This window comes from Castellaniella sp., assembly GCF_041677825.1.
Classification (GTDB): domain Bacteria; phylum Pseudomonadota; class Gammaproteobacteria; order Burkholderiales; family Burkholderiaceae_B; genus Castellaniella.
This window is the reverse complement of the sequence record NZ_JBAYPG010000025.1, coordinates 20,770-35,982: the sequence shown is the minus strand read 5'-3', so window position 1 is coordinate 35,982 and position 15,213 is coordinate 20,770. Positions and strand designations below refer to the sequence as shown.

The 15,213-nt window shown below is 63.2% G+C and carries 13 protein-coding genes; 6 read left to right on the top strand and 7 right to left on the bottom strand.

Annotated elements, in window-relative coordinates:
• Positions 1 to 2 precede the first annotated feature (2 nt).
• Complete coding sequence (dut, locus tag WCY17_RS11000; protein ID WP_372702236.1) at positions 3 to 467, top strand: dUTP diphosphatase; 465 nt, start codon at positions 3 to 5, stop codon at positions 465 to 467.
• A 17-nt stretch (positions 468 to 484) separates the two neighbouring features.
• Here the strand turns inward: dut and putA are convergent, their stop codons facing one another.
• The 6 genes from putA to clpS all read right to left on the bottom strand — a co-directional run bounded on the left by putA (position 485) and on the right by clpS (position 10,754).
• Positions 485 to 4,264 carry a trifunctional transcriptional regulator/proline dehydrogenase/L-glutamate gamma-semialdehyde dehydrogenase gene (putA, locus tag WCY17_RS10995; RefSeq protein ID WP_372702235.1) on the bottom strand — a complete coding sequence of 1,260 codons (3,780 nt, stop codon included), beginning with the start codon at positions 4,262 to 4,264 and terminating at the stop codon, positions 485 to 487.
• Between the two features lie 26 nt (positions 4,265 to 4,290).
• Positions 4,291 to 4,950, bottom strand: coding sequence for a membrane integrity-associated transporter subunit PqiC (locus WCY17_RS10990; protein ID WP_372702234.1), 660 nt, complete (start codon positions 4,948 to 4,950; stop codon positions 4,291 to 4,293).
• An 11-nt stretch (positions 4,951 to 4,961) separates the two neighbouring features.
• Positions 4,962 to 6,701, bottom strand: a complete 1,740-nt coding sequence (locus tag WCY17_RS10985; protein WP_372702233.1) for an intermembrane transport protein PqiB — start codon at positions 6,699 to 6,701, stop codon at positions 4,962 to 4,964.
• Positions 6,694 to 7,785 carry a paraquat-inducible protein A gene (locus WCY17_RS10980; protein WP_372702232.1) on the bottom strand — a complete coding sequence of 364 codons (1,092 nt, stop codon included), beginning with the start codon at positions 7,783 to 7,785 and terminating at the stop codon, positions 6,694 to 6,696. Before WCY17_RS10980 ends, WCY17_RS10985 begins: the two co-directional genes overlap by 8 nt.
• Before the next feature lie 149 nt (positions 7,786 to 7,934).
• Complete coding sequence (gene clpA, locus WCY17_RS10975) at positions 7,935 to 10,244, bottom strand: ATP-dependent Clp protease ATP-binding subunit ClpA (protein WP_372702231.1); 2,310 nt, start codon at positions 10,242 to 10,244, stop codon at positions 7,935 to 7,937.
• Positions 10,245 to 10,436: 192 nt separating this feature from the next.
• Entirely contained in the window at positions 10,437 to 10,754 is a 318-nt protein-coding gene (clpS, locus tag WCY17_RS10970; RefSeq protein WP_372702230.1) for an ATP-dependent Clp protease adapter ClpS, read from the bottom strand.
• A 127-nt stretch (positions 10,755 to 10,881) separates the two neighbouring features.
• On the opposite strand from clpS, the gene WCY17_RS10965 reads away from it, so the two are divergent.
• Positions 10,882 to 11,121, top strand: coding sequence for a cold-shock protein (locus WCY17_RS10965; protein WP_372702229.1), 240 nt, complete (start codon positions 10,882 to 10,884; stop codon positions 11,119 to 11,121).
• Between the two features lie 181 nt (positions 11,122 to 11,302).
• Complete coding sequence (locus tag WCY17_RS10960; RefSeq protein WP_372702228.1) at positions 11,303 to 11,746, top strand: DUF192 domain-containing protein; 444 nt, start codon at positions 11,303 to 11,305, stop codon at positions 11,744 to 11,746.
• 88 nt (positions 11,747 to 11,834) lie between these two features.
• Here the strand turns inward: WCY17_RS10960 and sodB are convergent, their stop codons facing one another.
• The gene (gene sodB / locus WCY17_RS10955) at positions 11,835 to 12,413 is read right to left on the bottom strand and encodes a superoxide dismutase [Fe] (protein ID WP_372702227.1); all 579 of its coding nucleotides are present in this window, start codon (positions 12,411 to 12,413) and stop codon (positions 11,835 to 11,837) included.
• A 570-nt stretch (positions 12,414 to 12,983) separates the two neighbouring features.
• Between sodB and WCY17_RS10950 the strand changes: the two genes are divergently transcribed.
• From WCY17_RS10950 to lpxK, 3 genes are read left to right on the top strand one after another with little or no spacing between them, the layout of a single operon-like run.
• Positions 12,984 to 13,592 carry a MotA/TolQ/ExbB proton channel family protein gene (locus WCY17_RS10950; protein ID WP_372702226.1) on the top strand — a complete coding sequence of 203 codons (609 nt, stop codon included), beginning with the start codon at positions 12,984 to 12,986 and terminating at the stop codon, positions 13,590 to 13,592.
• Positions 13,589 to 14,002, top strand: coding sequence for an ExbD/TolR family protein (locus WCY17_RS10945; protein WP_372702225.1), 414 nt, complete (start codon positions 13,589 to 13,591; stop codon positions 14,000 to 14,002). Before WCY17_RS10950 ends, WCY17_RS10945 begins: the two co-directional genes overlap by 4 nt.
• Entirely contained in the window at positions 13,999 to 15,213 is a 1,215-nt protein-coding gene (gene lpxK / locus WCY17_RS10940; protein WP_372702224.1) for a tetraacyldisaccharide 4'-kinase, read from the top strand. Before WCY17_RS10945 ends, lpxK begins: the two co-directional genes overlap by 4 nt.

Here is a 15,213-nt window from a genome sequence, read left to right as displayed (position 1 = left end):
CCATGCAACGACGTCTCATCCAGGCCCGCATCGTCAACCCACTCCTGCACGGGAAAATCGCGCTGCCCACCTATGCCACCAGTGGATCTGCGGCCCTGGATCTGCGCGCCTGCCTGGCCGAACCCGAGATCCTGCAACCCGGCGAGCGCCTGCCGATCGGCACCGGGCTGGCACTGAACATGATGGATCCCGGGCTGGTCGCCATCGTGGCTTCACGATCCGGCCTGTCGCTCAAACATGGCGTCCGCGTCGCGCAGGGGATCGGCGTGATCGATGCCGATTACCATGGGGAAATCAAGGTCCTGCTGAGCAACGAGGGCACGCAGGCGTACGCGGTGCAGCCCGGCGAGCGCATCGCGCAACTCCTGTTCCAGCCCGTGGTGCAGGTCGATCTGCACCTGGTCGAGGCATTCGACACCACGACCGGCCGCGGCACCGGGGGGTTTGGCAGCACCGGGGCGTCGTAGGGGCCGTACCCCCCGTATCAACCGACCATCATCAGCGTGGCATTGCCGCCTGCCGCGGCCGTATTGATACACAGAGCCACCTCGCGCACCAGCATTTCCAGGGGATACGCAGCACCCGCCGCAAGTTCATCGTGGTTGAGGGCAATGACAGGCAGGATCGGCCCCGGGCGCGCGGCGATGGCCTGCGCCAGGGCCTGCAATGCATCGCTGTCACCCTCGAAAAGCACCGCCTGGAAGGCCGCCGCATCCAGCGCATCACCCGCTACCCATTGGGGCTCGCCTGGCCCGGCCTGCCCATGCCACCACGCGCGGACCCCGGGGTGATCCACCCACAGCATCGAATTGCCGGTGCGTGCGCAGGCCTCGAACTGCGCCTGTGCGCCTCTTGCGCTGGATGCATGGCACAGCACCGTACCCCGCGGCCTGAGGCGGTAGTGGTTGGTCTCCCCTGTCGGGCCCGGCAAAGACACCCCCTCATCTCCTGGCGCCAGGGCGTTCTCGGGCAGCCAGGCCGGGCCGCGGGACAGCAGGCGATGCAGATAGAGCGGCCCGCCTGCTTTCGGGCCCGTGCCCGAAAGCCCCTCGCCTCCGAAGGGTTGTACCCCCACGGTGGCGCCGACGATATTGCGATTGACATACAGGTTGCCGGCACGCACGCGCGCAGTGACGTGGTGGACCATTTCATCCAGGCGGGTATGCACGCCGAACGTGAGCCCGTAACCCCGCGCATTGATCGCCTGGATCAACGCATCCAGATCGTCTCGGGCGTAGCGCAACACGTGCAGCACCGGGCCGAACACCTCGCGTTCGACCTGCGCGACATCATCGATGAAGATCAGGGTGGGTGCCACATAGGTGCCGAGATGCGCCAGGGCCGGATCGAGCGGATAGCGCACGACCTCATGGCCCGCCGCCTGCATGGCCTGCACGTGCGCTTCGATCGTGGCGCGTGCCTCGGCATCGATCACCGGGCCGATGTCCGTGGCCAGAAGCTCCGGGCGCCCGACCCGCAACTCGAGCATGGCCCCGCCGAGCATGCCCAGGGTACGATCGGCACAATCTTCCTGGACACACAGGATGCGCAGGGCGGAACAGCGCTGCCCGGCAGAATCGAATGCCGAATCGAGCACATCGTAGACCACCTGCTCGGTCAGTGCGGATGAATCGACGATCATCGCGTTCAAGCCGCCGGTTTCGGCGATCAACGGAATGGGATGACCCGCGTCATCCAGGCGGGCTGCCAAGGTGGCGGCAATCTGCCGCGCGACATCGGTGGAACCTGTGAACAGCACACCGCGGATCGCCGGGCTCGCGACCAGCGCTGCGCCCACGGTTTCGCCCTGCCCGGGCACAAGCTGCACGACATCGGCCGGCACCCCGGCGCGATGCAGCACCGAGACCCCGTAGGCGGCAATCAGCGTGGCCTGCTCGGCCGGCTTGGCCAGCACCACATTGCCGGCCGCGAGGGCTGCGCCGATCTGGCCGGTGAAGATGGCGAGCGGGAAATTCCACGGGCTGATGCACAGCACGGGCCCCAGCGGACGATGGCTGTCGTTCGAGAAACCGGCTTCGATCTGCCGGGCATAGTAGCGCAGGAAATCAACGGCCTCGCGGACTTCCGCAATGGCATTCGGGTAGGACTTGCCCGCCTCGCGCACGATCAGCCCGATCGACAACTGCATTTCGTCTTCCATCAGTTGCGCGGCTGCACGCAGGCAGTGGGCCCGTTCGGAGACCGCTGTGGCCTGCCAGATGGGCGCTGCGTATTGGGCCTGTTGCAGGGCCAGCCGGATATCGCCGTCACCGGCTTCGTGCACGTGGCCGACCACGTCGCGATGATCGGCCGGGTTGAGCACGGGCCGTGCCGCTGCGTTGCCGGTCTGTCCGGCTGGTGCGGCCCGCCATGACCGATCTGCACTGGACAGCAGGGCGGCGGCCAGCGAGCCCAGACGATGCTCGCTGCTCAGGTCCAGACCCTGCGAATTGAGGCGTTGCCCGGCCCGGTACAGATCGCGGGGCAATGCAATGCGTTCGTGCGGTGCGCCCACCGGCCGAATGGCACGCGCCCTGGCCACTGGATCCTCGATGAGGGCATCGACAGGTATGCCGGCATCACCGACCTGATTGACGAACGACGTGTTGGCGCCATTTTCGAGCAGGCGCCGGACCAGATAGGCCAGCAGGGTCTCGTGGGTACCGACGGGCGCATATACGCGACACGGGCGGTTGAGGCGCCCCTTGGACACCGGGCCCACCACTTCTTCGTACAGCGGCTCACCCATCCCGTGCAGGCACTGGAACTCATATTGGCCCGGATAGTAATTCTGGCCGGCAAGATGGTAGATCGACGCCAGCGTCTGGGCGTTGTGCGTGGCAAACTGGGGAAAGACCGCCTCGGGTGCGGCCAGCAGGCGCCGGGCACAGGCCAGGTACGACACGTCTGTGTGCACCTTGCGGGTATAGACCGGATAGCCCTCGAGGCCATCCACCTGGGCGCGCTTGATTTCGGTGTCCCAGTAGGCGCCCTTGACCAGCCGAACCATCATGCGATGCCGGGTACGGCGTGCCAGATCGATGATGAAGTCGATCACCTGCGGTGCCCGCTTCTGATAGGCCTGGACCACGAACCCGATCCCGTCCCAGCCCGCCAGGCGGGCATCGACGCACAGCGCCTCGAGCAGGTCCAGTGAAAGTTCGAGGCGGTCAGCCTCTTCGGCATCGATGTTCAGGCCGATGTCGTACTGGCGTGCCAGAACGGCCAGACCGGCCAGGCGCGGCAGCAACTCAGCCATGACGCGATCACGCTGGGCGCGTTCGTAGCGCGGATGCAGCGCCGACAGCTTGATGGAGATGCCCGGCCCTTCGTAGATGCCACGCCCCTGGGCCGCCTTGCCAATGGCATGGATGGCCTGTTCGTACGACTGCCTGTAGCGTTCGGCGTCGTGGGCCGTGGTCGCTGCCTCACCGAGCATGTCGTACGAATACCGAAAGCCCATGTCTTCGTATTTGCGACTGTTGGCGAGGGCGGCCGAGATGGTCTGCCCCGTGACGAACTGTTCGCCCATGAGGCGCATGGCCATGTTCACCCCACGCCGGATCAGTGGTTCGCCACCCCGGCCGATGAGGCGCGTCAGGGCCTGGGAAAGCCTTTGTTCGCTGTTGACACTGACCAGCTTGCCGGTCACCAGCAGGCCCCAGGTGGCGGCATTCACGAACAGTGAGCGCGATTCGCCCAGGTGTGCCCGCCAGTCGCCCTGGCTGATCTTGTCGCGGATCAGCGCATCGCGTGTGGCCTGGTCCGGGATGCGCAACAGGGCTTCTGCCAGGCACATCAGGGCCACGCCCTCTTGGCTGGACAGGGAGAATTCCTGGATCAGCCCATCGACCCCACCCCCCTTGCGCTTGCGGCGCAGCGCAGTGACCAGGCGTCTGGCCAGGGCCTGCACCGCATCGGCATGGCCGGATTCGGCCTGTTCGAGCAGCATGCGCACGCAGTCGGGTTCGGGGCGCCGATACGCCGCCGTGATGGCCGCCCGCAACACCGACTGGGGCTGGATTTCCTGGGCGAATTCATGGAATGGTGGCTGCCACCCCGGCTCGGGCACTGGTTCGGCGCCGTCATCCTGGCCATGGCGCTGCAACTCGGGGGGCACATGGCCCCGCTCTATGGATTCGATGTAGCTGAGCAGAGCCTGCCTGTGCAGCCAGTGCGGCGTGCAACCCATGTCAGCTGCCACATTGCGCAGGCGCTCGCGCAAGGATTCATCAACCTTCACGCCCAGAGTGACCGTGGCCATATCAGAGAGTTAACCGTAAATTGTGTCTAGGTACAACCGAATTTTGACACTAGCGGATAATCTTGTACAGCAGTGGTTAACCCCATGGCTGTATGTATGATCAACTCGGACAGGATCCCCGTCGCCTGGCGCTGTGACTGCACCAGTTCTGCCACGCTGCTGCCGGCAGGCACCTGGATATCGGCCTCGCAGATGTATGGCGCATCGCGGTCTGGCGCCTGATCCACCCAGGTCGCCGTCATCTGCGAAAACTGGCCCCAAACCATATCGAAGCGTGTCAGACGCACTTCGATGGTGCGCGCCGGAAGGTCGGCAGCCAGCGGCAGCTTCTGCAGATCGATCAGGCCCAGGCCGGCACTGACGCGCGATGACAGTACAGCCTGAAGCTGATTCTCGAGGGCTGCCGACCAGAGCGATTCGTTGAGCACCTGAACCTCGTTGGCCGGATCGCGCCGGGGTGCCTGAACCACCAGCTGCAGGCGATCGACTTGTGCCGGAACCTCGACGACCTCGAGACGCAGGCCACGTGCTGCGTCCCTGGTGTCAGATGCCTCTGTGCGGGACGACGCAGCGGATGCTTCAGCCCGCACGCTGTCGTCGACCGACGCCAGGCTGTAATAGCGTGTGGGGGCTGTAGCGCAGGCGCTCAGCAGGCAAAGTGACAACAGGACGGGCCAGGGGGACATACGGTCTCTTTTCAACGCAGGGTATCAGATGGCAAGCCACGCAACAGCGATTCAGGATGGGCCTGCAGAAGATCGGCCAGCACCCGCAGGGCGCGCGCCGCCTGCCCCACCTGCTGCATGGTGGCCTGCAGGCTGCCCATCGTGGTATGCAGACTGCCCATGATGGGCGCATCGGGCCCCAGCGCCCCGCCGACCTTGTCAAGCGAACGCCGGGCCGCCCCCAGCGTACCGGACAATTCGGGCACCAGTTTCGTATCCACCGTACCCAAGAGCCCATTGAGCGAAGCCAGGCTGTCGGACAGATTGCGCCCGATGTCTTCGAGCGGCAACGCATCCAACTTGGTGACGATGCTGCCGATCTGCTGCTGCAGACGGTCGAATTCACCCGGAATGGTGGGCACCAGGGTCGCCATCGGCGGCTCATCCCCGGGGATTTCGGCGGGGATCTCGTCCTTCTGGCAGAAGCTGAGGGACACGTACTGGATCCCGGTGAGCAGGTTTGCCGTCTTCAATTGGGCGCACAGACCGTTTTCCACCAGCGGATCGATCAATGAATCGCTCTTGGCATTGCCGGCGGCCTTCACCAGTTTCGGGTACAGCTGGCCAAAGCGCATGGGGTACAGGTTGGCCCGCACGCGGGTATAGAAACGCCGGTGGCGCGCATCGTACTCGAGATCGATGTCCAGCACTTCACCAATGGGCATGCCGCGGAACTCGACCCCAGCGCCCACCTGCAGGCCGCGCACGGATTGTGCAAACCGCATTTCTATGGGCAGTGGAATGCCGTCGGGCTCGGCCAGGGCCTTCTTGCGTGTCTCAAACAACGTGAACTCCGTACCCGGACGCGCCGGCACGCGCGAGGCCACCCCATCGAATGTCGTGGCTTCATCGGCCGGTGCGAACGAGATGCCGCCGTCCAGAATGGCCGAAAGCCCGCTGGTGCGCAGTTCGACCCCGTTGGCGGAGATGGTCATGTCGATACCGCTGTCGTTCCAGAAGCGCGAATCGGATGTTACGTATGCATCATAGGGCGCTTCGACAAAAATCTGCAGACGGACGGACTGGCCATCGTCAGCCATGTCGTAGGCGACCACGCGGCCTACGTCGATGCGGCGATAGAAAACGCGAGCCCCCACGCGCAACGAACCCAGGGTATTGGAGACCAGAACAAAGCGTGTTCCCTGCTGCCCGCTGATGACCTCGGGTGGATATTTCAGGCCTGTGAAATGATGCACGGGCGCTGAATCCGAGAGCGCCAGTGGTGCATCCACACTGAGGTAGACACCTGAAATCAGGGTATCGAGCCCGGTCACGCCCGAGATGCTCACGCGAGGCTCCACCACCCAGAACTTGGCATCTTTCTGCGTGATGTATTCGGCGCCTTCGCGTTGCAACTGTACGTCGACCAGCACATGCTCGCGGTCTGGCGCTACGCGCACGGCCGAAACCTCGCCCACGACCACGTTGCGGTAGCGCAGCTTGGTCTGCCCTGCTTCGATGCCGGCCGCGGAACTGAAGCTGATGGTGATCACCGGCCCGCTGCGTACCCACACGGAGGCCAGCAGGGACAAGCCGACGGCCAGCGCCAGCAGCGGAACCAGCCAGACCCACGACCAATGGATCGTGCGCCCTGGACGCATCCTTGGCGTCTGTACCTCATCCGGGATTCCGGACCCGCCCGTCTCCAGGCTGCCCGCCTGTGGCGCGCCTGCCTCACGGGTTGCCGCCCGCGGCAGATCGGATTCAGTCATGCCTTCCTTTTTGCAGTGTACCGGCCCGCAGCCGATCCCAGCCCAACCGCGGATCATACCGCATGGCGGCCCACATGGTGAGCACGACTACCGCACCGAAGTTCAGGGCAGCCGGCCCGATGTCGATCTGTGACAGCCCCGGAAAATTGGCCATGGCCGCCATGAGCACCACCACGAAGACATCGAGCATGGACCACTGGCCAATGAATTCGACCACGCCGTAGAGCCGCGTACGCATGCGCTGCACGTACACGCCTTTCGGCCGGGTACGCAGAAGCAGGTACGCCAGGGCAATCAGCTTGGTGACTGGAACCAGCACGCTGGCCACGAAGACGATCACCGCCAGATCCAGCGACCCCATCTGCCAAAGTTCGACCACACCACCAAGAATCGTATGACTGCTGTTGCCCAGGACCGATTGAAATTCCATCATGGGAAGGACATTGGCCGGAATGTAGAAAATGGCGGCGGCAAGCAACAAGGCCCAGACTTCGCCGGGACTGCCGCGACGCCCCGAATCCAGCCGCGCATCGCAGCGCCGGCAGCGATGGTCGGCGACCGGGGCCTGAACGAAGCCACATGCTTCGCAGCACGCACCCACGCCATGCTGGCCCGACACAGGCACCAGCCCCGCATCCTCGGCATGGCGCCATAGATTGTGCGCATTCCAGCGACCCATTCCGGTCAGCAGGAAACTGAGCAGGAAGAAACCAATGAGACCTGGGCCGGCCTGCAGATGGGCCAAACCGGCCATCTTCACGATCGAAACAAGAATCCCAAGAATCAGGACGGTGGCCATGGACCAGGGCGTCAGGGCGTGGATGAGCCGCAGGGAAATGCCCTGCCCGAAGGGCTGCCGTTTCAGGACAATGGCATGCAGCACGCGCAAGGTCAGCGCAATCAGCAACAGGGGAAACCAGAAACCCACGAGCCCGGTCATGATGGAAACACTGTAGGCGCCACGATCCCAGGCCAGGCGCAGTGCCTCCCAGAAGGTCAGCTGGACCGTCTGGCCCAGAAGGGTCAGCGTGCCGATGGAAAACCACTGGGCGATGATGAAGACGATCAGGCAGGTCCAGACCATTGCGATCCACTGGGCGGGCGTCAACCTGCCCCGTCGATACAGCACGCTGTTGCAGCAGCGGCAGAAAGCCCTGCCACGCGGCCCCGGATCGAGGCGCACGTGCAGGGTGTCGCAATGCGGACAGGCAATGAGCGGCTTTGCGACCTGCATCAATCGACGAGTTCGGGTTCCGGGCGCGCCCGCACCGTATGCCTCTGGTCACTGGAATCATCGAAACGCAGCACGACCTGATCGCTACTGTCGAGATCCACGCACACCTGCCCACCCTGTGTCAGGCGCCCGAACAGGAGCTCATCGGCCAGGGCACGCCGGATGGTGTCCTGGATGAGCCGTTGCATGGGCCTGGCGCCCATGGCCGGATCAAAGCCCTCGCGGGCCAGATAATCGCGCAGCGCGGGGGTGAACTGGGCTTCGACCCGCTTTTCATGCAGCTGGTCTTCGAGTTGCATGAGGAATTTGTCGACCACTTTCAGGATGACTTCGCGCGACAGCGCCGCAAACCCGATCATGGCATCCAGGCGGTTGCGGAACTCGGGCGCAAACAGGCGCTTGATCTCGGCCATTTCATCACCCACGTGCGCAGTACTGGCAAAACCGATGGCTGGACGACTGAGTGCTTCGGCCCCGGCGTTGGTGGTCATGATGATGATCACATTGCGGAAGTCGGCCTTGCGGCCGTTATTATCGGTGAGCGTACCGTGATCCATCACCTGCAGCAGAATATTGTAGACGTCCGGATGCGCCTTTTCGATTTCATCGAGCAGCAGTACGCAGTGCGGCTGCTTGGTGACGGCCTCGGTGAGCAGACCGCCCTGATCGAAGCCCACATAACCCGGTGGCGCACCGATCAGGCGCGACACGGTGTGGCGCTCCATGTACTCGGACATGTCGAAGCGCAACAGTTCGATACCCAGAACGAATGCCAGCTGGCGTGCGACTTCGGTCTTGCCCACCCCGGTGGGACCCGAAAACAGAAAACTGCCGATGGGTCTGTCGGGCCGCCCCAGCCCCGAGCGCGCCATCTTGATGGCGGCTGACAGGGCCGCAATGGCCTTGTCCTGGCCAAACACCACAGCCTTGAGATCGCGTTCGAGCGTGGCCAGGCGATTGCGGTCATCGGTGGAGACGCTTTGCGGTGGAATGCGGGCAATGCGCGCCACGGTCGCCTGGATCTCGGGCTTGCCGATCAGTTTCTTCTGCCTGGACTTGGGCAGCAGGCGCTGGGCCGCCCCGGCCTCATCGATCACGTCGATGGCCTTGTCGGGCAAGAAGCGGTCACTGATGTGGCGCGCCGACAGTTCGGCCGCTGCCGACAGCGCCGCGCCCGAATACCGAACCTTGTGATGCGCCTCGAACCGGCCCTTGAGGCCGCGCAGGATACGGATGGTCTGTTCAACCGTGGGTTCGGGCACGTCGATTTTCTGGAACCGGCGCGCCAGCGCGTGATCTTTCTCGAAAATGCCACGATATTCATTGTAGGTGGTGGCACCGATGCATTTGAGACGCCCGGTCGACAGGGCGGGCTTGAGCAGATTGGAGGCATCGAGGGTGCCCCCGGATGCCGAGCCGGCCCCGATCAGGGTATGGATCTCGTCGATGAACAGCACGGCATCGCGATCATCCCTGAGCGCCTTCAACACCAGTTTGAGCCGCTGTTCGAAGTCACCCCGATATTTTGTCCCGGCCAGCAGTGCGCCCATATCGAGCGCATGGACACGCGTGGACAGCAGGAGATCGGGCACATCGCCCTTGGTGATGCGCCAGGCCAGCCCTTCGGCAATGGCGGTCTTGCCGACCCCGGCTTCGCCCACGAGCAAGGGGTTGTTCTTGCGTCGGCGACACAGGATCTGAATGACGCGATCGACCTCGTCCTCGCGGCCGATGAGCGGATCGATATGCCCCTTGAGGGCTTCGGCATTGAGATCCGTTGCATAGGTTTCGAGTGGCGATTTCTGCTGGTCGCGCGCTTCGACACCCGGCGGCTCATGGCGCGCCGGGCGCGATGGTGACGAACCCTCTGGCATTTTGGTGATGCCGTGGGACAGATAATTGACCACATCCAGACGCGACACGCCCTGCTGCAACAGAAAATACACCGCATGCGACTCTTTTTCACCATACATGGCCACCAGCACGTTGGCTCCGGTGACGACAGACTTGTTGGCACCGCTGGACGATACATGCATGATGGCACGCTGGATGACGCGCTGAAACCCAAGCGTGGGCTGGGTATCGACCTGACCCGAACCGGGCACCACCGGTGTGTTCTCGATCACGAACTTGCGCAGATCCTGACGCAGGAGCTCGATGTCGGCGCCACAGGCGCGCAGCACCTCGGCAGCCGATGCGTTGTCCAGCAGGGACAGCAGCAGATGTTCTATGGTGATGAATTCATGCCGGGCCGCGCGGGCCTCGACAAAAGCCATGTGCAGGCTGACTTCAAGTTCTTCGGAAATCACGCTTCCTCCATCGCATTGGAGCGGATGAACCTATCCGTTGTCTCTATTCTATGACTAAAACAGCACGCCGTCGGCTTCAGTGAAAACCCGCCCGTCAGTTTGCGGCACTTGCACGGCATGGATTTCTCAGGGCACCGGCATGGAATTCTCAGGACACCTGGAAGGAATTTTCAGGGAACCGGCAAGAATTTCTCAGGAAACCGGCACGGGTTCCATCCGGCATTGAAGCGGGTGCTGCCTCGCACGGGCCATGCGTATGACCCGGTCGACCCGTGTGGCAGCCACATCGCGCGTGTAGATGCCGCAGATACCGCGACCATCATGGTGCACTTGCAGCATGATGCGCTCGGCCTCATCCATGCCCTTGTGAAAGACCGCCTGCAGCACATGGACGACGAAATCCATGGGCGTGTAGTCGTCGTTCAGCAGCAGGACCTGGTACATGGGTGGCGGCGCCAGCCGAACGGATACCGGTTCGGCGATCTGGGGAAGCTGCAAATCGGTCGACATGACGTCCAACCTAGTGGTTTCCATAGTTGACTGAATGATATTGAATTCAGCATGATTTGGGTGCCCCGCAAACCATTGCTGGCAACCGGGTACCGTAACCCCATACTATAGTCGAGAGGCAGTCTGCATGTCCGAATCCGTCGAAAGCACCGAAACCCCGCATAAAACCAGCGGTACGGTCAAATGGTTCAACGATGCCAAGGGTTTTGGCTTCATCACCCCCGATAATGGGGGCGAAGATCTTTTCGCGCACTTTTCATCCATACAGATGAACGGTTTCAAAACCCTGAAGGAAGGCCAGAAGGTCATGTTCGAAATTGCGCAAGGCCCCAAGGGCAAGCAGGCACTCAATATCTCGGCTGCCTGAACACGCCGCATCCTGAACACGGCGTAGCCCGCCAATCTGGATCCTTCCTCATTCATCTATAATCATCCAGGCTCCAGGGGGCTGTTTGCCAGCCCCTTGTGCTCTGGATGTCTTTTGCTGTGCGACAACCCCGCCGGCCAGGCCTCCGATGGCCCGATCTTCCGAAATCACGACCGGTCACATGCGTCACATGATCCGCCACCTGCCAGGATTTGCGCTGGCCATCTCACTGGCGGGCGTCAATGCGGCCGCCCTGGCCATGCTGCAGAACCCCTTGCCCGAGCTGACCCTGCAAGTGGGGCCACACGCCATACGCGCAGAACTGGCCGACACCCCCTACACCCAGCAGCAGGGCCTGATGTATCGCCGTCATCTGGACGAGAACGCGGGCATGCTGTTCGAGTTCACGGTGGCCGAGACGCAGTGCTTCTGGATGAAGAACACCCTCATCCCCCTGTCTGTCGCCTTCATCCGCGAGCAGCGCATCGTCGACATACAGGATATGCTGCCCCTGAGCACCCGCAGCCACTGCTCGGCCGAACCGGCCGAGCAGGCCCTCGAAATGAATCAAGGCTGGTTTGCACGCCATGGCGTGCAAGTGGGCGACCGCGTCGTCAAACCGTAGCGAGCCATTCGTAACGGGCCATTGGGTCACGAACGGGGTGCCGCGTCGTGCGTCGCCCCTGGCGGGCCGACGAGCGATCCTTGGACCATCAGCCCAGGTTCTGAGCGGCGAATTCCCAGTTGACCAGCTTCCAGAAATTTTCCAGGTAGGTCGGCCGCGCATTGCGGTAATCGATGTAGTAGGCGTGTTCCCAGACGTCGCAGGTCAGCAGTGCCGTATCGTCGGTATTGACAGTGGTGCCTGCATTGCTGGTATTGACGATATCCAGCGAACCGTCGGGCTTCTTCACCAGCCAGGTCCAGCCCGAGCCGAAGTTGCCCGCCGCAGATTGGCTGAAGGCCGTCTTGAAGGCATCCACACTGCCCCACTTGGTTTCTATGGCCTGGCGCAGTGCCCCGGAAGGCTCGCCGCCCCCCTTGGGTGACAGGCTGTTCCAGTAAAAGGTGTGATTCCAGACCTGCGCCGCATTGTTGAACACGCCGCCGCTGGACTTGCGAATGATGTCTTCCAGGCTGAGCGAGGCCATGTCTGTGCCTTCGATCGCCTTGTTGAGATTGTTGACATACGCCTGGTGGTGCTTGCCATAATGGTATTCGAGTGTTTCCTGTGAGATATGCGGTGCGAGTGCATCCATGGCGTATGGAAGTGCGGGCAGAACAATAGCCATAATGATTCCTTCTGAGGGGTTCGAACTTCTTCAAGTCTAACGCATTTCGGGCGGCGCACCCAATTTCGAGCAGCGCACCCAACGGGCTCCAACCCCAGGCCCGGGCGCACGCTCCGGGCTACACGCCGGCCAGTGTATTTCATCACCAGGGCCTGCTGCGGCACGCGCTCGGGCCGTTTGCCGAAATCCGCCTTCCGGGCGCAGGCAACAGGTCAGGACCTGCGAACCTGTCCACAGAACATCGAGATTTGTCAAACGCATTGATTCACAAGCCCGTCAGGACAAATAATCATGTAATGCATGAAGAAAGCAATGTAACCTATTGATTTATATAATATGTTAAAAACATCACAAAATGCTCAATAAATAACCAATCCACCATTGGATCGCTTGAATCATGCCTTTCAGGGAGGTTGTGCACAGAATTATCCACAGAATCTGTGGATACTTGCAGCGCCCAGCCATCCTGCCGTGTCAGCGCCGGTGTGCCGAGCCTGACACAGGCGCGCGCGGTGCCTTTAAAATGGGCGCGTACGCCGTTGGACGGCGCCGATCACAAGGACACTCAAGGTGCTCGATATCATCGAACAGGCCGGCTGGCCGATCTGGCTGCTGGTGGCCTGTTCAGTCATCACCCTGGCCATCATCATCGAACGTTTCGTCGCCCTGCGCACCGGCCAGATCATGCCATCGGGCCTGCCCGAGCAAGTGCTCGAACTCGTGCGCCGTCAGCAGGATGAACCCGACACCATCCTGCGTCTTGCGCGGGGCAGCCCCATGGGCCGCATCCTCGCCGAAGTCGCCGCACAACGCCATCAGGACGACGCCTGGCGCCTGTCGGCCATCGAGTCCGTGGGCCGCGATGTCTCCTGGCGGCTCAACCGGTATCTGCCTGCACTGGCCACCTTGTCCGTCATTGCGCCCTTGCTGGGCTTGTTCGGCACAGTGGTCGGCATGATAGAGATCTTTGGTTCCTATGACCCGTCAGGCGGCGATCCCAGCCAACTGGCACGCGGCATCTCCATTGCGCTCTACAACACCGGTTTCGGGATCCTCATCGCCATTCCGGCCCTGGCATTCCATCGGTACTTCCGTTCACGGGTCGAATACTTCCTGCACACGATGGAACGCGAGGCCGAAACCCTGAACCGGCTGATCAGCCGACGTGCCACGCCATGAACTTCAGCCATCGCGAAAGCCACGATTCTCCGGAGATCAACCTGATCCCCCTGATCGACGTCCTGCTGGTGATACTGATTTTCCTGGCGGCCACCACGTCGTTTTCACGCCAGACCCAGCTGCGGATCGCCCTGCCCCAGGCCCAGGCCGAAGCCATCGACAACGCCACGATCGTCCAGCTCGACATCAGCCCGGAGGGCCTGTATGCACTGGGTGGCCATGCGCTCGACATCCGCTCGGACGAAGACCTGGCCCAGCATCTGCAGAGCGCGCTCGCAGAGCATCCGGATGCCACCTTGCGCGTGGCCGCCGATGCCCAGACCCGCCATGCCGCAGTCGTGCGCGCCCTCGAGGCCGCCAGGCTTGCGCATGTCGAACGCATCCAGTTCCTCACCCAGACCCGGCCGTGAAACGTGCAGAAGACATCCTGCACCGCATCTGGAGCACGCGCGGTCCGGTCAGCACCTTGCTGCTGCCCCTGTCCTTCCTGTATGGCTGGCTGTCCGGCATACACCTGCGGCGCCAGTCCCGCAGGGCCTGGCGCGCGCCTGTTCCCGTCATCGTCATCGGCAACATTCTGGTGGGCGGTACCGGCAAGACGCCGCTGGCACAGGCCCTGTGTGCCTATTTGCAAAGCCAGGGCCGACACCCGGGCCTGATCAGCCGCGGCTATGGCACTCGAATCGGCGCCCGCCCCCATCTCAGCATAGATGCGCAGGACAGCCACTGGCTTGGCGATGAGCCCGCGCTGCTGCACGCCGCCACTCGGGTCCCGGTCGCCGTGCATCCACGCCGGGCCCTGGCTGCACAGGCCTTGCTGGCGGCCTGCCCCGAGGTGGACGTCCTGATTGCAGACGACGGGCTGCAGCATCGCGCCCTGGCGCGCGACGTCGAAATCATCGTGCAGGATGCACGTGGTGTCGGCAATGGGCGGCTCCTGCCCGCCGGCCCCCTGCGCGAACCGGCGACGCGGCGGCTGCAGGCCGACTGGCTCGTCACGCACCTGACCGCCCCGCCAGCCCAGGGCGCATCCATACACCAGCGCGCACCAGATCAGGATGCGTGCGCAAACCAGCGTGCGCCAGGCCATGATGCGCGCGGACACCAGCCTGCGCCAGATCAGGGCGCATCCACAGACCAGCGTGCACCAGGCCATGAGTCCGCGGACCCAGCCGCGGGCCACGAGCACACCTGCAGGCGTGTGAACATGCACTTGCGTGCCGCATGCGCAGAGCATCTGGGCAGCGGCCTCAAGCAATCGTGGGCCGTGTGGCGCGAGCAATACTCGGGGCAGGCCGTCAGCGCCGTGGCGGGCATCGGCCAGCCACAGCGCTTCTTTTCCATGTTGCGGGGCCAGGGGCTGGTCTTGCAGGACACACTGGCGCCACCCGACCACGGCTTGCTCTCCGGCGCAGACCTGGCGCGGCTACCGCCAGGCCCCATCCTGCTGACCACCAAGGACGCCATCAAATGTCGGCCGCCATACGACGAACGTCTGTGGGTCATACACGCGCAGCCGGCCTTTGCACCCGCCGCCTGGATGGCGGATGTACTCGCCCGGCTCGATCGGATCGCGGCGGGCAAGCCGCGCCCACAACCCGATGCGCAGGCATTAGAATAG